At 62.6% G+C, this 17,504-nt stretch carries 17 protein-coding genes; 6 read left to right on the top strand and 11 right to left on the bottom strand.

The window, feature by feature from the left end; genetic code table 11:
• Positions 1-32 precede the first annotated feature (32 nt).
• Together QTL95_RS23995 and QTL95_RS23990 are read left to right on the top strand one after the other, a co-directional pair.
• On the top strand, positions 33-275 hold the full coding sequence (locus tag QTL95_RS23995; RefSeq protein WP_289722379.1) for a hypothetical protein: 243 nt from the start codon (positions 33-35) through the stop codon (positions 273-275).
• 188 nt (positions 276-463) lie between these two features.
• Positions 464-1,063: a nitroreductase family protein gene (locus tag QTL95_RS23990; RefSeq protein WP_289722378.1), complete on the top strand. Its 600-nt coding sequence runs from the start codon at positions 464-466 to the stop codon at positions 1,061-1,063.
• 60 nt (positions 1,064-1,123) lie between these two features.
• Here the strand turns inward: QTL95_RS23990 and QTL95_RS23985 are convergent, their stop codons facing one another.
• The 8 genes from QTL95_RS23985 to QTL95_RS23950 all read right to left on the bottom strand — a co-directional run bounded on the left by QTL95_RS23985 (position 1,124) and on the right by QTL95_RS23950 (position 8,192).
• Entirely contained in the window at positions 1,124-1,942 is an 819-nt protein-coding gene (locus QTL95_RS23985) for a transglutaminase family protein (protein ID WP_289722377.1), read from the bottom strand.
• A 12-nt stretch (positions 1,943-1,954) separates the two neighbouring features.
• Positions 1,955-2,896, bottom strand: coding sequence for an alpha-E domain-containing protein (locus QTL95_RS23980; RefSeq protein WP_289722376.1), 942 nt, complete (start codon positions 2,894-2,896; stop codon positions 1,955-1,957).
• A 4-nt stretch (positions 2,897-2,900) separates the two neighbouring features.
• A complete protein-coding gene (locus tag QTL95_RS23975; protein WP_289722375.1) occupies positions 2,901-4,310 on the bottom strand; it encodes a circularly permuted type 2 ATP-grasp protein in 1,410 nt (469 codons plus the stop codon).
• Between the two features lie 352 nt (positions 4,311-4,662).
• Positions 4,663-5,580, bottom strand: a complete 918-nt coding sequence (locus tag QTL95_RS23970; RefSeq protein ID WP_289722374.1) for a CsgG/HfaB family protein — start codon at positions 5,578-5,580, stop codon at positions 4,663-4,665.
• A gap of 8 nt (positions 5,581-5,588) precedes the next feature.
• The gene (locus tag QTL95_RS23965; protein WP_289722373.1) at positions 5,589-6,008 is read right to left on the bottom strand and encodes a curli production assembly/transport component CsgF; all 420 of its coding nucleotides are present in this window, start codon (positions 6,006-6,008) and stop codon (positions 5,589-5,591) included.
• A 2-nt stretch (positions 6,009-6,010) separates the two neighbouring features.
• Positions 6,011-6,505, bottom strand: coding sequence for a hypothetical protein (locus tag QTL95_RS23960; RefSeq protein ID WP_289722372.1), 495 nt, complete (start codon positions 6,503-6,505; stop codon positions 6,011-6,013).
• Positions 6,502-6,825: a curli-like amyloid fiber formation chaperone CsgH gene (gene csgH, locus QTL95_RS23955; protein WP_289722371.1), complete on the bottom strand. Its 324-nt coding sequence runs from the start codon at positions 6,823-6,825 to the stop codon at positions 6,502-6,504. Before csgH ends, QTL95_RS23960 begins: the two co-directional genes overlap by 4 nt.
• Positions 6,826-6,893: 68 nt before the next feature.
• On the bottom strand, positions 6,894-8,192 hold the full coding sequence (locus QTL95_RS23950; RefSeq protein WP_289722370.1) for a hypothetical protein: 1,299 nt from the start codon (positions 8,190-8,192) through the stop codon (positions 6,894-6,896).
• Positions 8,193-8,489: 297 nt separating this feature from the next.
• Here QTL95_RS23950 and QTL95_RS23945 point away from each other — a divergent pair, with 297 nt between their 5' ends.
• Positions 8,490-9,221: a hypothetical protein gene (locus tag QTL95_RS23945; protein WP_289722369.1), complete on the top strand. Its 732-nt coding sequence runs from the start codon at positions 8,490-8,492 to the stop codon at positions 9,219-9,221.
• Between the two features lie 111 nt (positions 9,222-9,332).
• Here the strand turns inward: QTL95_RS23945 and QTL95_RS23940 are convergent, their stop codons facing one another.
• Together QTL95_RS23940 and QTL95_RS23935 are read right to left on the bottom strand one after the other, a co-directional pair.
• Positions 9,333-11,009 carry a DEAD/DEAH box helicase gene (locus QTL95_RS23940; protein ID WP_289722368.1) on the bottom strand — a complete coding sequence of 559 codons (1,677 nt, stop codon included), beginning with the start codon at positions 11,007-11,009 and terminating at the stop codon, positions 9,333-9,335.
• A gap of 349 nt (positions 11,010-11,358) precedes the next feature.
• Positions 11,359-11,784, bottom strand: coding sequence for a hypothetical protein (locus tag QTL95_RS23935; RefSeq protein WP_289722367.1), 426 nt, complete (start codon positions 11,782-11,784; stop codon positions 11,359-11,361).
• A 252-nt stretch (positions 11,785-12,036) separates the two neighbouring features.
• Here QTL95_RS23935 and QTL95_RS23930 point away from each other — a divergent pair, with 252 nt between their 5' ends.
• Positions 12,037-14,883, top strand: coding sequence for a response regulator (locus QTL95_RS23930; protein WP_289722366.1), 2,847 nt, complete (start codon positions 12,037-12,039; stop codon positions 14,881-14,883).
• A 98-nt stretch (positions 14,884-14,981) separates the two neighbouring features.
• On the top strand, positions 14,982-15,581 hold the full coding sequence (locus tag QTL95_RS23925) for a dihydrofolate reductase family protein (RefSeq protein ID WP_289722365.1): 600 nt from the start codon (positions 14,982-14,984) through the stop codon (positions 15,579-15,581).
• A gap of 4 nt (positions 15,582-15,585) precedes the next feature.
• Here the strand turns inward: QTL95_RS23925 and mnmD are convergent, their stop codons facing one another.
• Positions 15,586-16,302 (bottom strand): tRNA (5-methylaminomethyl-2-thiouridine)(34)-methyltransferase MnmD, encoded by a 717-nt coding sequence (gene mnmD / locus QTL95_RS23920; RefSeq protein WP_289722364.1) that lies wholly within the window; start codon positions 16,300-16,302, stop codon positions 15,586-15,588.
• Here mnmD and QTL95_RS23915 point away from each other — a divergent pair.
• Positions 16,301-17,479, top strand: coding sequence for an NAD(P)/FAD-dependent oxidoreductase (locus tag QTL95_RS23915; protein WP_289722363.1), 1,179 nt, complete (start codon positions 16,301-16,303; stop codon positions 17,477-17,479). The genes mnmD and QTL95_RS23915 overlap by 2 nt on opposite strands.
• Positions 17,480-17,504 lie beyond the last annotated feature (25 nt).

The following is a 17,504-nucleotide window of genomic DNA, read 5'->3' as shown; positions in this document are numbered from 1 at the left end:
CTCCGCGCCGTTATGGCGGACAGGAGGGCGACATGCCGGGAGTGCGAAAGCTGATCGTGTTGAGCGCGTTCAATCTGGACGGCGACGGCGTCTTGATGCCGGCATTCGAACCGCGCATCATGAAGCGCGAGGAAACCGCCGTCTACGTCGCCGAAACGATGGTCAACGACTACGCCGGTGTCATCGTCTGGAGCAAGGAGTCCAACGTCGCGATTGGCGAAAACGGGCCTTCGATCATCCTGTTTCAATCGGGGCGGGTTCCGGAGTTTGACTGACGCTACGATCTCAAACGATTGATAGTGTTCAGAATTACACAGTTGCGAAAAATCCCGAGAAATCGGTATTTTGTGCTGCATTGCAATATCCATCCGCTCCTGCGTCCTCTATCTCTTGAGGTCGTCCTGCGTCGCCGCGTCTCCCAGCGGTGGCCGGGCGTATTCAGAGACAGAGGACGATTTTCGAAATGACCAATACTCTCATCGAGACCATCAAGAAGCGCCGCAGCCAGTATGCGCTCGGCAAGACCCTGCCGATTTCCCAGGACGAGACCACCAAGCTCATTCAGGATGCGGTCAAGCACACGCCGTCCTCCTTCAACTCGCAGAGCTCGCGCGTGCTCGTTCTCTACGGCGCGGAAAGCGAAAAGCTGTGGGGCTTCGTCATGGACGCGCTGCGCAAGATCGTGCCGGCGGATTCGTTCGAATCCACCGAAAAGCGGATCAACAGCTTCGCCGCCGGCGCCGGCACGGTTCTCTTCTTCGAGGATCAGGACGTGGTGAAGGGCCTGCAGGAAAAATTCGCGCTCTACGCCGACAACTTCCCGATCTGGTCGGAACAGTCCAGCGGAATGGCGCAGTTCGCCGTCTGGTCGGCGCTCGCCGCCTCCGATATCGGCGCCAGCCTGCAGCACTACAACCCGCTGGCCGATGCCGAAATCGCGACCGCCTGGGATATCCCGGCATCGTGGAAGCTGCGCGCACAGATGCCGTTCGGAGCGAACTCCGGTTCCTTCAGCGAGAAAAGCTTCATGGACGATAGCGCCCGCTTCAAGGTCTACGCCTAGTCAAGACAAAGCCGGCGGGGCTTCAATGCCGCCGGCTTTTCTATCACCTGATTTGGTATCTCAGCTCTGGCTCTGGCTTTGCCCCTGGTCGGCGACCTTGACGATCACCTCCAGCTTTTCGCCCGGCGTGCCAATGCGCATGCCCGAAACCGGTGCGGCATCCTTGTAAGAGAGGCCGGAGGCGAGGCGCACGTAGCGCTCGTCGGGGCAGATCTTGTTGGCGGGATCGAAACCGACCCAGCCGAGACCGGGGATATGAGCTTCGGCCCAGGCATGCGTTGCCGCCTGCTCGACCTTTTCCTCCATCATCAGATATCCCGAGATATAGCGGGCCGGAATACCAAGCGCGCGGGCGGCAGCCACGAAGATGTGGGCGTGATCCTGGCAGACGCCGCTCTTCCTCTCCAGCGCCTGTTCCGCCGTGGTTTCGACATCGCTGGTGCCGGGCAGGTAGGTCACGGTCTCGTGAATCGCGGCCATCAGGTCGTGCATGCGCGCCAGTTCGCTGTCACCGCTGATGCCCTTGATCAGCTCCTTCACCAGCTTGCCGGGCTTGGTCTTCGGCGTGTCGCGCAGGAAAAGCCAAAGCGGGCAGAAACCCGTGTGCGGACCGATGACGCCGTTGAGATCGGCGGTTTCCACCTCGCCCTCGGCGACGATGCGCGTCACCTGCTGCTCGCCCTCCAGCGACACGAGGTTGACGTGATTGCCGAACTGGTCGTCATACTCGACCTCCGGCTTGGCGCCCTCAACATGCAGCGACCAGTTGCCGACGGTCTGGCCGGGAAAGGTCGGCGGCGTCAGCCGCAGGCGTTGCAGCGAAAAGGCGGAGGGCTCGTCGTAGCGGTACTCGGTGATGTGGCTAATCTTGAGTTTCATGTCCGGATCCGCCTATGCATAGAACCTGTAACCGTCGGATATTTCCTGCCCGAGCTGGTTGTTGCGGGTGACGAAGTCCTCCAGGAACTCATGCAGGCCCTGGTCCATGATGTCCTTGATGACGCGCGTCTTCAGCGACTTGCGGATCGCGTCGGCGGTGTCGTGCGCCTGCAGCCGTTCGCCGTAATCGGTGGCGAGGTGGCCGAGTTCGCTGGTGATCTTCTCGTAGCAATAGGCGAGCGAACGCGGCATCTGGCCGTTGAGGATCAGGAAGTCGGCGATGTTCATCGCCCGGTATTCGCCATCATAGGCCCAGCTGTAGGAGCGGTGGGCGGATACCGAGCGCAGGATCGATTCCCATTGGACGTTGTCGATCGAGGTGCCGACGGCCGACACCGCCGGCAGCAGCACGTAATATTTCACATCGAGGATGCGACTGGTGTTGTCGGCGCGTTCGATGAAGGTGCCGATGCGGGCGAAGTTGTAGAGCTCGTTGCGCAACATGGAGCCGTGCAGCGCGCCGCGGATCAGCCCGGCGCGATGCTTGATCACGTCGATCGCCTGCGGCAGATCGGCCGGCTTCAGTCGCTTTGACAGCAGATCCTTGAGCTCGATCCAGAACTCGTTGGTCGCTTCCCAGGTCTCGCGGGTCAGCGCCGTGCGCACCATGCGGGCGTTGTTGCGGCCGAAATCGACGCAGGACATGACGCTCGACAGGTTGGTGCGGTCGCGCAGCAGGTAGTCGATGGCGTCGGGGCCGGTGAGCTTTGAATGGCCGTCGTCATAGGCTTCGCGGACGCCTGCGCTCTGCAGCACGCCGTCCCAGTTGTCGTCGCTGCCACTGCTTCTGGTCAGCGACATGCGGATGCCGGCGTCGATCAGGCGTGCGATGTTTTCGGCGCGCTCGATGTAACGGAACATCCAGTAGAGGCCGTTTGCGGTTCTTCCGAGCATCAGATCAATCCTCCAATACCCAGGTGTCCTTGGTGCCGCCGCCCTGGCTTGAATTGACCACGAGCGAGCCCTGCTTGAGGGCGACGCGGGTCAGCCCGCCGGGGATGATCTGCACCTTGTCGGAGACCAGCACATAGGGACGAAGATCGACGTGACGGGGCGCGATGCCCTTGTTGACGAGGATCGGCACGGTGGAGAGCGACAGCGTCGGCTGGGCGATATAGTTGCTCGGCCGCGCCTTGAGCTTGTCCGCGAACTCGGCGCGTTCCTTCTTCGACGCCGTGGGGCCGACCAGCATGCCGTAGCCACCGGAACCGTGCACTTCCTTGACGACGAGCTCTTCGAGATGTTCCAGCACGTATTTGAGGCTGGAGTCTTCCGAACAGCGCCAGGTCGGCACGTTCTCGAGGATGGCCTTGCGGCCGGTGTAGAACTCGACGATCTCGGGCATGTAGGAATAGATCGCCTTGTCGTCGCAGATGCCGGTGCCCGGCGCGTTGGCAATCGTGATGTTGCCGGAGCGGTAGACGTCCATGATGCCGGGAATGCCCAGCGCCGAATCCGGGCGGAAGGTGAGGGGGTCGAGGAAGTCGTCGTCGACGCGGCGGTAGAGCACGTCGATCGCCTCATAGCCGCGCGTCGTGCGCATCTTCACCTTGCCGTCGATGACGCGCAAGTCCGAGCCTTCGACCAGCTCGACGCCCATGGTGTCGGCGAGGAAGGAATGCTCGTAATAGGCGGAATTGTAGATGCCCGGCGTCAGGATTGCGACGCGCGGCTTGCCCTTGCAGCCGGGAGGGGCGAGCGAGGCGAGCGACTGGCGCAGGAGATAGGGGTAGTCCTCGACCGGGCGCACCTTGTTCTCGTGGAACAGCTCCGGGAACATGTGCATCATCGTCTCTCGGTTTTCCAGCATGTAGCTGACACCTGATGGCGTGCGGGCATTGTCTTCCAGGACGTAGAATTGGTCCTCGCCGGTGCGCACGATGTCGGTGCCGACGATGTGGGTGTAGACGCCGCCCGGCGGGCGGAAGCCGATCATCTCGGGCAGGAAGGTGTCGTTGCGCTCGATGAGCTCGCGCGGGATGCGGCCGGCGCGGATGATTTCCTGCTTGTGGTAGATATCGTCCAGAAAGGCGTTGAGGGCGATGACGCGCTGTTCGATGCCCTGGGCGAGCTTGCGCCACTCCCGGCCGGAGATGACGCGGGGGATGATGTCGAAGGGGATGAGCTTTTCGGAACTGTCGGCGTGGCCATAAACGGCGAAGGTGATGCCGGTCTTGCGGAAGATGTTTTCCGCATCGCGGGACTTGGCGATCAGATGCGCGCGATCCTGATTATTGTACCACTCAAAGTATTTTTCATATGGCTGTCGCGGACTTTCGTCCCCGGTGATCATTTCATCAAATGCCAAAGGTGTGGCTCCCCTTTTTTCTTCATTTGAGTACAACGCAGGAAGCAATGCAAGAACCATGCTCAGTTCGAATGGCAGATTTATAAAATCCTAGCTATCGCGAAAAACAGCCGAAAAACTAAGCATTTAAGGGAAGGTGGCGCGGCGTTGTCGCGTGGCAATGGTTGCCTCAGCTTAAAACATAAGCAGATGATGATTTTCCACGCGCGGTGCGGGAATGATTTCGGGCGTCGAGGGACTGCGCGCGGAGTCGGCTCACGCGTCCGCCCTTGCCGGTCGACCGTCTTTGGAACATGTGTCCGCCCCCCGCGCCGGCTTCCGGCGGCGCAGGCGGCGGGGTGGCCAGATTACGTCAGAGCTTTGGCGTGGCGCCGAGATCGGCGACTTTGGTGGGGACGGCCTCGCTCGGCTTGTCGCGCTCGATATATTGCTTCACCAGCGCGTCGCCGACACCGGGATCGGCAAAGTTCCAGATGCCGTTGCGCACGCCTTCGATGATCGCGGCATAGACCGCGAGGTCGATCGCCTGACGAACGGCGAACTGGGTCGGCTCGTTGCGGGTGACGCCGGCCTCGATCTGCAGCAGCTTGTCGACGGAGACGAACTTGTAGGCATTGGCGTTAATGCCGGCCGAATAGATGGTCTTCGTCGTGGTGACGCTGGACAGGACCTCGCCGCTCTGCACCGAGACGATGCGGACGCCGACCGTGACGACATCGCGGCGATACTGAACGTCGCCGCCGATGCCGAGGAAATTGGCGCCGGCGCCACCGGTGATGGTGTTGGCGTCATAGGTGAGGATGCCGCCCTGCACCAGAAGCCCGGCGAAGAGGATCGGGGGCAGGGGCTTGGCGATATCGGCGCTGTATTCCTGGCGGGTCGCCCGGATCAGCTGGCGTTCCTGCAAGAGATCGTTGAGGCCGGTGCGCTCGACCACCGTGAACCAGTTGCCGTTGCCGGCCCGCTTCAAGGCATCGATGATCAGGCCCGAGCCGCCCTGGGTGACGGCGCGCGAGAAGACGGCGACGTTCTCGTTCGGCTCGTTCTTGCCGGTGAGATCGGGGAACTGGTAGACCGCGATGCTGACCTTGCGCTGCGGCGGCGGAAGGTTTTCGAGGTTGATCGCCGTCGGCGACGGGCGCGCCACGATCGGGCGCTCCTCGAGCGGCTCGCGCGTCTGGCTGTCCTGGACGCAGCCGGCCAGAATAAGCGTGCCGATCAGTATCGCCCCGCGAATGCAGGATATTACCGGTTTTACGAGATGACGCATGGGACGCTTCACGGTGCTGCTGGAACGGTGATGTTGGTTACGGAGGTGCCGTCGTTGATGGCGATCTGGATCTCGCCGCCGACGCGCACGAAGGAGATCGTCGTGCCGGCCAGCGTGTAGGTGCCGCTCTGCTGGGCGTTGGCGCCGAACAGGGCCTCGGTGATCTGGTTGGCGAGCGACCCGTAGAGCTGGCTGGTCAGCTGGCTGGCGAAGATCTGGCCCGGTGTGAGCGCGCTCGACAGGGCGGACGACTTGCCGCTGTTCGTATACTGGTTCTGGGCCTGGGCCTGCGATAGTTGCCAGCTGCCATTGAGCGGGCTGCCGCCGAAGGCCGGGTTGACCGGCTGATAGACCAGCGCGCCGGCAAAAGAGCCATAGGCGCTCACGGAGAACGCAGCGAAGGCAGTTACAAGTACACGCATCCTCATGGCTATTTTCTTCCTATTTGCTGGACGGAGAAGGATTGGCCGCTCTTGGTCGTCTCAAGGCCGTAGCCGAGATTGGATCCGATCTGGGTCTGCGAAATGGTGTTGTTGCTGCCGGCTATGTTCAGGCTGGAACTGTTGGAATTGCCAACCTGCAGCGTGGAGATCGTGTTGCCGCTGCCGGTCAGGGTCAGCGCCGAAACGTTGTTGATCCCGACCTGCGTCTGCGTCGTGGTATTGGCATAGCCGAGCTGGATGACCGAGGTGCTGTTGTTAAGGCCGACCTGGTTGACGCTCGCGGAGTTGTAGCCGGAGCCCCCGGCATGGCGGCTCGACGATGCCTCGGTCCCGGCATCTCCCGGGCTGACGAGGTAGTTCGAGATGTCGGTGTATTCGGAATTCACGACGGCGGCCTCCTGGGCCGCGGCGCCGGAGAGTGCCATCATGACGGCAAATGCCGCGACTGCGGCGGTGCGGTAAAACATCGTCGTGCGCCTCATTCGGAAATCTCGTCGAAATCGCAGCTGAACTTCTGGCCGAGACCTTCGCCGGTCAGCTTGGCCCGCACGCGCGTGCCTTTGCGGAAATCGGTCGAGCTCTGGCCGGCGCCGACCGTCTCGCCGACGGAGAGGCTGAAATTGCCGGATTGCTGGATGGAGGAACTGCCGCTCTTGCCTTCCTTCTTCATCTCGAAGATGTAGCGGCCGCTGGCGGGCGAAATGCTGATGATCTTGCCGTGCACGTTGATCGTGCCGCGCGACTTGTCGGCCTCGATCTGGCAGGAAATGACGGGCGGAGACCCGGTATCGACAGCATCCATCGCGCACTTCTCCCTCAGTGCATTTCGGGAAGGAGGCGAGGCGCGAACGCCTCGCCTTATGAGTTGTGTTAGTTCTGCTGGATAACAGCCTGGTTGCCACCGCCGGTCTGAGCGACCGTCGAGGCGTTATAGCTACCGGTCTGCGAGACCGTCAGCGTGTTGGCGGTGCCGCTTTGCGTGTAAACGGAGCTGTTGTTGCTGCCGTCCTGGCTGATGGTGGCGTTGTTGGCATAGGTGCCCCAGCCGCCGCCAGATTGTGTTCCAAGGCTGTAGTTATTGCTTCCGAGCTGGGTTACCGACGCGTTCGCAATATCATACTGGGTGTTGTAGGCCTTGTTGGTCGAACCATCCTGAAGGAAGTTCGCAGATGAATAGCTGCCGTACTGAACGGTGCTGACAACGTTCGAGACACCGTTCTGCAGGCCCGTAACGACGTTATCGTGACCAAACTGGTAGTTCACGAGCTGGTTGCCTGTCCCGAGCTGGAAGAACGGCGCCGTCTTGTGGGTGTAGCCGTTCACCTTGCCGAGCGAGTTGCTATAGCCGTACTGGTGCGATTCCGCCGAGTTCCCATCGCCCTTCTGCCAGACAGCAGCAGTCTGCTGCGTGCCGTCCTGCCAAAGCGTCATGGTGTTCCACGCACCACCACCCTGGGCCGCGTAAGCGAAATCGGACGAGGCGCTGCCGGTCGCGATACCCTGGTTGATCTTGATCGTGCCGTGTGCGCCGAGGGCGCTGGACGGATAGTCTGGGCTTGCCGTCACATACGGTAGGTAGCCGGGCCGTGCATTCGGAACGCTGTCGATGTGCGAATCAGAGCCGCCGTTCACCGATTGGCGAACGACTGCCTTCAGGTCGCTGCCGAATTGCGCCAGCTCCGTGTTGTTGGTGTTGCCGGCCTGCTTGATGTTGAAGTCGTTGGATGAGCCGATCTGGGCAACCGCGATCTTACCCCAGGTGCCGGACTGATAGATGCCGCCCTTCGGGGAATCGTAGTTGTTGATGATGCCGGCGTTGCCGTTGTTGGTGCCGATCTGCAGGATTTCCACATCACCGCCCGAACCGTCCTGCGTGATGTCCGCGTTGTTGTTGGTGCCGGACTGCTTCGCCGTTCCAAGCCAACCGATGGCGTTGCTGCTGCCGGACTGCTTGACGAGCAGCTTGTTGCCGCCGCTGCCGCTGCCGTTTTCCTGAATGAACGGATTGCTGGTGCTCGTGCCAACCCAGTTGTTGTTGCCGTTCTGGGTAATGTTGGCGTTCTGGTTATTGCCACTCTGGCCAAGATAAACAGTATTGCTTCCTGCAAATGCTGTAGAAGCAAAAATAATACTCAACGCTGTAGTCGACGCGAAAACAATCCCTCTCATTACAAGTCCCTCCTGTTTCGAACGATCTGGTTGAACCCATACTCACGGGCGCCGTAACTTCGCTTCAGATGCGAAATGATACAGTCGAAACATTCCTTTCACGGTTGCATTTATTAAGCAATAGTTAATCAACGCGATTTCCTATGTATAAAAAAGAATCTATTTTGAGTCAGATAAAAGCAACACACGATCACGAAGAATCAATCTGACACTTATGGAAAATATTGCTATAAGTATTTCCGGTTGCGATCGTTTGTACCATGACAGTATCGTGACTATGCAATTACGGGGGGTGGCGTGCGCAAGGTGATGTTTATTGGTGTAGCGAGCGGATTATCCGTTGCGCTGTCGTTGCTGTCTGCCGGAACGGTGTTGGCGCAGGGGGCGGCGCCACAAGGTGGAGGAGCCCAGCCGCCGGCGGCTGTAAATGCAACTCCAGGGGCTGAAAACAATGCGCCTCAGGCGCAGACCGCCGGGCAGGGCTGCGATGCGGCCTGCGTGGTGGCGAACATGGACCGTGCGGCGCCTGCCTGCGCGCGCGCCATCGAGATCGCGGCGCCGATCGATTTCGACTGGCTCAACCGTCCCTTCACCGGCATTTTCCAGGAGGCGGACCCGGCAGGCGGCAGCAGCCCGCTGGTGGTCTATCGCGGCGATTCCATCCGCTTCCTGACGGCGCGCGGGCAATGGATGCGACAGACCTACGAGTGCCCGTTCGATGTCAGCGCCGGGGCGATCGGGCCGGTGAAGGTACGGTCCGGCCGCATCGGGCAGCCGTTGCCCGCAGAAGCGGCCGCAGCGCCGAGGCCGGCGCCACCCACCGCCGGCAACCGCAAGGTCGAGGGGAAGGTGGACGGAAAGGCGCTCGCCGCCGCCATCTCGCAGGCGGTGCAGGCGCAAAACCAGCAGGCCAAGCAGGGGCAGGGCGGCGCCAGGCCACCACGGCCGGCGGCAAAGCAGACGCTCAAGATCAAGCCCGGGGAGGTGAGCCCGGTCGAGGTCGAGCAGATGGATATGGGCGCCCAATAGGTTCGCGTCGCCGGCGCATCGGCAACAAAAAACCTCCGGTGGTCGCCGGAGGTTTTTCGGTTTCCGGGCGGCGGTGTTTTCCGCCGCCCCTATTCACTCAGAGCGAAGCGCTTATGCGCGTTCGCGGCGCTGGCCGCCATTGCCGCCGCGCGAGGGGCCGCCACGACGCTTGCCGCCGTTGCCTTCGCGACGCTCGCCACCAGCGTTGCCGGTGTGCTGGCCGCGATCCTCGCCGTGCTTGCGGCCGGGACGACCGTGCGCATTGCGGGCGCCGCCGCCGGGCTGGTGACGGTTGGCGTCGCCATGGGCGTGGTTGCCGTGCTGGGGACGCTGCTGCTTGCGGGCCTGGCCGGCGCCACGGAAATCCGAGGTCGAAGCGAGATCGTTATCAGGGCCTGCCGTGACCGGCGTGGCTTCGCCGCGACGCTGGCCGCGGAAATCCTCGTTGCGCTCGGTGCGACGCTCAGGACGGGGAGCACGCTCGCGGCGTTCCTCGTTGGCGCGGACTTCGTTGCCGGCTTCCGGACGCGGACGGCGCTCGGGGCGACCGGCGCGGGCGTCACGACGACCTTCGCCGCCACGGCCTTCACCGCCACGACCCTGGCCACGGTTGCCGCCATTGCCGTTGCCGCGCTTCGGCGCGGCGTTCATGTTTGCCGGGGCTTCGCCGCTGGCAACCGCGATCGAGATGTTCATCAGGCGCTCGATGTCGCGCAGCAGACGGGTTTCATCCGGTGCGCAGAAGGCGATCGCGATGCCGTCGCGACCGGCGCGGGCGGTACGGCCGATGCGGTGGACGTAGGCGTCTGGAACTTCAGGCAGGTCGTAGTTGTAGACGTGGCTGACAGCCGGGATGTCGATGCCTCGGGCGGCGACGTCGGTGGCGATCAGCGTCTTGATGTCGCCGTCCTTGAAGGCCTTCAGCGCGCGCTCGCGCTGACCCTGGCTCTTGTTGCCGTGGATCGAGGCGACCGAGTAGCCGACGGAATCGAGATGCTTCATCAGCTTCTCGGCGCCGTGCTTGGTGCGCAGGAAGACGATGGAGCGACCATCCGGGTTCTGCGTCAGCGACTTCTTCAGAAGGTCGGTCTTGTCGTTCTTGCCGTTGACGAAGTGGACATACTGCTCGACCTTGTCGGCGGCCTTGCCCGGAGGCGTCACTTCGACCTTGACCGGATCGGTCAGGAAGTCGGCGGCGAGATCGGCGATCGACTTCGGCATGGTGGCGGAGAAGAGCATCGTCTGGCGGCGCTTCGGCACCATCTTGGAAATCTTGCGCAGGTCGTGCACGAAGCCGAGGTCGAGCATCTGGTCGGCTTCGTCGAGCACGAGGTAGCGCACGGCGGTCAGGCCGATGGCGCGGCGGGCGACGAGGTCGAGCAGGCGGCCGGGGGTGGCGACGAGAATGTCGGTGCCCTTTTCAAGCTGCAGCTGCTGCTTGTTGATCGACACGCCACCAACGACGACGTTGATGCGCAGGTGCGACTTGCGCAGGAAGTTCTTCAGGTTCTGGGCGATCTGGTTCACCAGCTCGCGGGTCGGCGCCAGGATCAGCGTGCGGGTGGTGCGGTTGTCGGGGCGGCGTTCTTCCGGGATCAGCTTTTCGATCAGCGGCAGGCCGAAGGCGGCCGTCTTGCCGGTGCCGGTCTGGGCGAGGCCGATAAGATCGCGGCCTTCGAGAAGAAGCGGGATCGCCTTTTCCTGGATGGGAGTCGGCGTCTCGATGCCGAGCTGGAACAGTGTGGCGACGATCGGCTTGGAAACACCAAGCGATTCAAAATTGGTCAAGTCATAACCTTTTCAGGGGCGCCAAAACAATACCGCCGGAACGCGGGTTTGCGGTCCGGTGTTACTCTGGCGTCAAGAACCCCGCGTGAAGTGGGAACTTGTCTTGTTGGAAAAAGCTTTCCAGCGCTTCTGCCGCGTCTTCTAGATGCGGTCCATTCGAAATGCGCTTTTGTCCTTCTTCCTGCATCCTATTTACTGGCAGGGGCACGCTCACGCGGCGGCCGGAAGGTGAAAGCTGGCCTGCATTTGGTCCAGATCGTCAGGAAAGTCAAGGGTGAGGCCGCATAAAGCTTTATCCGGCGGCGTCTCGATGCGGCGCCGGGCACCAAAATCCGATTGCCGCGCCGCGTCAGCGGCAGACGCGCACGGTGTAATATCCGCCACCCCGGTCGTAGCGCCGTTCGACGTGACAGTAGCCATATGGCCGATAGTAGCGGTAGGGACGATAGTAGCTTGGATAGTACGGCCGATAATAGGGCCGGTAGTACGGCCTGTAGTAAGGCCTGTAGTAAGGCCGCGGGTAGGCCCTATAGTAGCCGTCGTAGTAGACCTGCGCGTAGGGCCGATAATAGGGTCCGTAGGCCGGGTAGTCGTAGGCGGGATAGATCGGCGGTATGACTTGCGTCAGAAGTGCGCCGCCAATCGCGCCTACCGCAATGCCGCCCCAGAAGGCCTCGTCGGAGCCCGCATTCGCGGACGTCGCCGTTGCCAGAGGGGCTGCTGTCAGTGTCAATGCAATCAGGCCCGCCGCCATGCTTTTATGAAGAACGGACATGCTCGTTTCCTTTCATCGACGAGGCTTGGTTCGAACGTCGTCAACAGGATCCGCGTCAATCGCTGCGGACACAAGGAATATGGCGCGGCGGCGCTGAATTTCATCGCGTCCGGAGATCACGTTTCAAGATTTCCCCTGGATTGAGGCGCCGTATTCGTTCGTCGTCACGATCATCATGGTTAAAGCCTTGTTAAAGCCCTGGCCGCTATAGTCGCTCCGAAGCACAATTCCATTTCAGCAGGAGCACATTTCTTGGGATCGAGCGGGGACCTTCTCGAACTGGCCTGCCGCCGGATCGCGGATCTGGGCAGCCCTGCCTATGTCAAGAACAGCGAGTTGCACTACGTCGCGGTCAATGCCGCCTATGCCGATTTCTTCGGGCTGGAGATTTCCGATTTCATCGGCCGCCGCAGCCGCGAACTCTTCGATCGCCCGGAAGAAGAGGGTCGCGAGGACAAGGAGCGACGGGCGCTGGTCTTCGGTACCGAGGAAAGCGCCATCTGCTTTGACGCCGATGGGGTCGACCACGAGCGGGTGCGGATCGAGAGCTTCATGCCGTCGGAAGCCAGGGTCTATGTACTCGGCCTCTTCGAGAAGGCGGCGCGGCCGCGTCAGGCCGTTGCGGGCATCTCCGGTCGAGCACCGGCGGTCGATGTCGAAAACCGCGAGCTGCGCCGCGAGATCGAACTCGTGTTGAACAGCTTGCCGATCGGCGTTCTGATCCTCGACGGCGCGCGAAAGGTGCTTTATGCCAACAACGCGTTCTACGATGTCTGGGATTTGCCGCGAGAGGAGGCGCTCGATGGCACCGATTTCATCGAGATCATCCGCCGCAATCATCGTTTCGGGCGCTACGACGCGACGCTGACGCCCGAGGATATTCTCGCGCGGCGCGAGGAGCATCTGGCCGCCGGGCGCCAGGAGCCCGTTGAACTAGGCTGGATCGGCAACAAGCGCGTACTTTTGGGCGGGCGTCCACTTTCCAACGGGCATGTCCTGCTTTCCTATACCGACGTCACGTCGGTGCGGGAGCGCGAGCAGGAGATTCACGAGACGCGGGAAGCATTCGAACGGCTCGGCGATCTCCTGCAGGACGCGACGCAGGCGATGTCGCAGGGGTTGATGATCGTGCAAAACGGTCGAACCCTCCTTGCCAGCGATCCGCTGGCCGAAATCCTCGATATTCCTTCCGACTATCTTGCCGTCGGCAGGGAATGGATCGATCTGTTTCGGTTCTGCGCCGAGCGTGGCGATTTCCATGGCGACGAGGACGCGATCCTGCAAGGCTGGCGGACCCATATCGCGGCCGGGAAGCCGATCTCCACGCCGTTCCATGTGCGCGGTGAGCGCTGGGTCAACCTCGACGCGACGATGAGCGAACGCCAGCACTGGGTGGCACTGTTCACCGACGTGACTGATGCGAAGGAGCGTGAGGTCGAGCTGCAGCGGCTGCTGGAGCGTGCCGAGGCTGCCGACCGTGTAAAGTCCGAGTTCCTCGCCAACATGAGCCATGAGATCCGCACGCCGATGAACGGCGTTCTCGGTATGGCGGAACTGTTGGCGAAAACCGATCTCGATGCCCGGCAGAAGACCTTCATCGATATCATCGTCAAATCGGGCAATGCGCTGGTGACGATCATCAACGATATTCTCGATTTCTCGAAGATCGATGCCGGGCAGATGACCCTGCGTCGCGCGCCGTTCGATATAGTCGAGGCCGTGGAGGACGTGGCGACGCTCTTGTCGTCGGCGGCTGCCGAAAAAGATATCGAGCTTCTGGTGCGCACGGCGCCGGACCTGCCATCGTCGGTGATCGGCGATGCCGGCCGTTTCCGCCAGATCGTCACCAATCTCGTCGGCAACGCCGTCAAGTTCACCGAGCGGGGACATGTGCTGGTCGATCTCGGCTTCGTTCCCGGCGCGGGAGACGAAATCACAGCCTGCATCAGGGTGGAGGATACCGGTATCGGCGTTCCTACCGAACAGCTCGAAGCGATCTTCGAGAAGTTCTCGCAGATCGACGGCTCCTCGACGCGGCGGCACGAGGGGACGGGGCTGGGCCTTGCCATCACCGCTGGGCTGGTCGATCTCTTCGGCGGCTATATCGAGGCGGACAGCGAGCCCGGAACAGGATCGATCTTCACCGTTCATCTGCCACTCGTCATCGCCGCGGCCCGCGTCGAGCAGAAGCCGCTGCCTGTCACCGTGCAGGGCGCGCGGGTGCTTGCCATCGACGACAACGCGGTCAACCGTCAAATCCTGACCGAACAGCTTTCGCTCTGGGGCTTCGACGGCGCCGCGGCCGAGGACGGGCCGATGGGAATCGCCATCCTCGAGGCCGCGCACGAGGCGGGCGTCAAGATCGACGCGCTCATTCTCGACTACCAGATCCCCGGAATGGATGGCGCCGGCGTCGCCCGCGCGCTGCGCGTCGACCAGCGCTTCAAGACGCTGCCGATCATCTTCCTGACGTCGATGGACATCGCCGAAGCGGAAAAGGAATTCGCGGCGCTGAACGGCCAGGCGCATCTGATGAAGCCGGCGCGCGCCAATGTGCTGCGCAACACCGTTGCCGAGGTTATCAGGGCAAGCCGCGTCAAGCCGGTGTGGGACGAGGGCGAGGCGCATGCCGTGACGTCGAAGGCGCTGCCGCAGACCGACAGCGCGCTCCTGTCGGCGCCGCCGCGGCGTGATGGCGCGATCGACGTGCTGGTGGCCGAGGACAACGAGGTCAACCAGATCGTCTTCACGCAGATTCTGCAGGGAACCGGTCTTGGCTTCCTTGTGGTCGGCAACGGGCGGGAGGCCGTCGATGCGTGGCACAAGCATGCGCCTGGCATCATCATGATGGACGTCTCCATGCCCGTCATGAACGGCCATGACGCCACCCGGCGGATCCGCGAGCTGGAGGCTGTGCAGGGCGGCCATGTCCCGATCATCGGCGTCACCGCCCATGCGCTGGAAACGGACCGCGAACTCTGCTTCGAGGCCGGGATGGACGACTACATGTCGAAGCCGATCAGCCCGGAGTTGCTGGAGGCGAAGATCGCCCGCTGGCGTGCCGCTGCCGGGCAACCGACGGGACAAACGGCGCGCTGACGTCGCGTTTCCCGAGGATTTGCCGGGCGTCGCGATCCTCCTGTCGGAAGTGGCCGATCTCATCCGTCCTTGGGTTGAAGAGAGGCGAGGAGGAAACGATGAGAGAACTGATCCTGACAATGTCGATGTCGCTCGACGGCTTCGTCAGCGGACCGGGCGGCGAGGTCGACTGGATATTCAGCGGCGACCAGGAGGCGATCGACTGGAAGCTGGAGAACGTCTGGAACGCCAGCCTTCACATCATGGGCAGCCGCACCTTCGAGGGCATGGCCGGTTTCTGGCCGACCTCCACCGGCGTCTTCGCTCCGCCGATGAACCAGATCCCCAAGGCGGTCTTTTCGAAGCAGGGGCGGGCAATTCTTGCTGGCGTCAACGCCCGCAGCGAGCAGGCCGGAGAGCTGCAGCCAGGTGCCGGGAGCTGGGGCGAGGCCTATGTGGCGAGCGGCGATCCCGCCGAGGAGGTCGCAAGGCTGAAGGCTGTGGACGGCAAGCCGATCATCGCGCATGGGGGCGCCATTTTCGCGCGCAGCCTGATCGCCGAGAACCTCGTCGATAGCTATATGCTGATGGTCTATCCGCTGGCGCTGGGCCAGGGATTGCCGATCTTCTCCGAGATCCTTGCGCCACGGCAGCTTACGCTCACCGACTCGAAAGTCTTTCCCAAGGGCGCGGTGGCGCTGACCTATCGGCCGGCGTAGGCCTTCAGGGTTTGACGCCGCAAAGCATCTCGCGCTTGCCGGCGAAGCCCGGGCGGCGCTCGAGCGCGAAGCCGGCGGCGATGAGATTGCGCCGGACGAAGCCCGCCGCCGCATAGGTGGCGAAGCTGCCGCCGCTGACGGTCTTTTCGAACACGAGGCGCATCAGTTGCTCCGACCACATGTCGGCATTGCGCGACGGCGCGAAACCGTCGAGATACCAGGCATCGAAATCGGCAGCCGCCGCCGACACGCGATCGATCGCGGCGCCGCAGACGACGCTGAGGCGGGTTTGTTGGTCGAGATCGAGCGACACGACGCCCTCGGGCTTCTCGGGCCACGCGGCCGAGAGCGCCGCGCGCTCGGCAGTAATCTCCGGCCAGTGCGACAGGGCGCGATCGATCTCGTCGCGCTGCATGGGGTAGAGTTCGAAGGACATGAAGCGCAGGTGCTGGCCCTCTGCGCGATGTTCCTTCCACTGCCGCCACGTTTCCGCGAAGTTCAGCCCGGTGCCGAAACCCAGTTCGCCGATCTTGAAACTGTCGCGTCCGGTCCAGCGATCCGGCAGGCCGTTGCCCGAGAGGAAGACATGGCCGCATTCGAGCCGGCCGTCGGTCTGGCAATAAAAATGGTCGCCAAAGGCCGGCGAATAGGGCATATCGCCGTCGCGCCATTCAAGCGGCTGGTTCTTCGCGTCAATCTGTTCGGGGCTCGTATCTGTCATGTCCACAGCCGATAGTCCTGCCTCGGCTTCCGGTCAATCGTCCACGGCACTTCTGATCGTCGGCGGTGGTATCATGGGGCTTTGGGCTGCCGTTCATGCCGAGCGCCTGGGCATCGACACCATGCTGATCGACGCGGGCGCGCTGGGGCAGGGCGCCAGCGGCGGATTGCTCGGCGCACTGATGCCGCATATGCCGGACAAATGGAATCCGAAGAAGCAGTTCCAGTTCGATGCGCTGGTTGCGCTGGAAGGCGAGATCGCGGCGCTGGAGGCGGAGACCGGGCTGTCGACCGGCTACCGCCGCTCCGGCCGGCTGATCCCGCTGCCGAAGCCGCATCTGCGCGACATTGCGCTTGGGCATTCGTCCGATGCGGGCGTTCACTGGCACGCGGGTGAGCGGTGCTTTCATTGGAATGTCATCGATATGCCGCCGATTGCCGGCTGGCCCGATATCTCCGGCATGGAGGGCGGTTTCGTGCACGACACGCTCGCGGCCCGGGTGGCGCCACGATCGCTGACGGCCGTTCTGGCCGCATTCCTGCGCAAGGCGCAGCACGTCAGGATAATGGAGAATGCGGAACTCCAAAGCCTCTACGCCGATGCCGGGCGCGCCCTGACGAGCGTCGGGACGATCCTCTTCGATCGCTGCATCATCGCAGCGGGGCATCGGTCATTTCCGCTGCTCGGCGAGCAGACGAGCGGACCTGTCAAGCCGCTCGGGCAGGCAGTGAAGGGGCAGGCGGCGCTTCTGAAGGCCGATATCGATCCTGACCTGCCGACGATCTTCCGCGACGGGCTATATGTCGTGGCGCATGAGGGCGGGCATGTTGCGGTCGGTAGCACCAGTGAAAACCGGTTCGATGACCCGTTCGGCACCGATAGCCAGCTCGATGCACTTCTCGACGCCGCCCGCGCGCTGGTGCCTTCGTTGCGCGATGCGCCCGTGATCGAGCGCTGGGCGGGGTTGCGCCCCAAGGCGATCGACCGCGATCCGATGGTGGGGCGGCATCCCGAGCATGAGCGCCTGATTGCGCTGACCGGCGGGTTCAAGGTGAGCTTCGGGCTGGCGCACCGACTGGCGCAGGCAGCCGTTCTCATCACCGTCGGGCAGGACGTGCCCTTTGCGCTGCCCGACAGCTTTCTCCTTTCCAGTCACATTCGCGTGGCTTCACGCTAAACGTGAATTAGATTTCGCTGCCTTT

This window comes from Rhizobium sp. S152 (assembly GCF_030380735.1).
GTDB lineage: Bacteria > Pseudomonadota > Alphaproteobacteria > Rhizobiales > Rhizobiaceae > Rhizobium.
Note: the sequence above shows the minus strand (reverse complement) of the source record. Positions and strands in the feature narration are given on the sequence as shown.

Excerpts from the sequence above, each read along its gene's own strand:
- QTL95_RS23995 (WP_289722379.1), top strand. The coding sequence starts at position 33 with ATGCCGGGAGTGCGAAAGCTGATCGTGTTGAGCGCGTTCAATCTGGAC.
- QTL95_RS23990 (WP_289722378.1), top strand. The coding sequence starts at position 464 with ATGACCAATACTCTCATCGAGACCATCAAGAAGCGCCGCAGCCAGTAT.
- QTL95_RS23985 (WP_289722377.1), bottom strand. The coding sequence starts at position 1,942 with ATGAAACTCAAGATTAGCCACATCACCGAGTACCGCTACGACGAGCCC.
- QTL95_RS23980 (WP_289722376.1), bottom strand. The coding sequence starts at position 2,896 with ATGCTCGGAAGAACCGCAAACGGCCTCTACTGGATGTTCCGTTACATC.
- QTL95_RS23970 (WP_289722374.1), bottom strand. The coding sequence starts at position 5,580 with ATGCGTCATCTCGTAAAACCGGTAATATCCTGCATTCGCGGGGCGATA.
- QTL95_RS23965 (WP_289722373.1), bottom strand. The coding sequence starts at position 6,008 with ATGAGGATGCGTGTACTTGTAACTGCCTTCGCTGCGTTCTCCGTGAGC.
- QTL95_RS23960 (WP_289722372.1), bottom strand. The coding sequence starts at position 6,505 with ATGAGGCGCACGACGATGTTTTACCGCACCGCCGCAGTCGCGGCATTT.
- csgH (WP_289722371.1), bottom strand. The coding sequence starts at position 6,825 with ATGGATGCTGTCGATACCGGGTCTCCGCCCGTCATTTCCTGCCAGATC.
- QTL95_RS23950 (WP_289722370.1), bottom strand. The coding sequence starts at position 8,192 with ATGAGAGGGATTGTTTTCGCGTCGACTACAGCGTTGAGTATTATTTTT.
- QTL95_RS23935 (WP_289722367.1), bottom strand. The coding sequence starts at position 11,784 with ATGTCCGTTCTTCATAAAAGCATGGCGGCGGGCCTGATTGCATTGACA.
- QTL95_RS23925 (WP_289722365.1), top strand. The coding sequence starts at position 14,982 with ATGAGAGAACTGATCCTGACAATGTCGATGTCGCTCGACGGCTTCGTC.
- QTL95_RS23915 (WP_289722363.1), top strand. The coding sequence starts at position 16,301 with ATGTCCACAGCCGATAGTCCTGCCTCGGCTTCCGGTCAATCGTCCACG.
- mnmD (WP_289722364.1), bottom strand. The coding sequence starts at position 16,302 with ATGACAGATACGAGCCCCGAACAGATTGACGCGAAGAACCAGCCGCTT.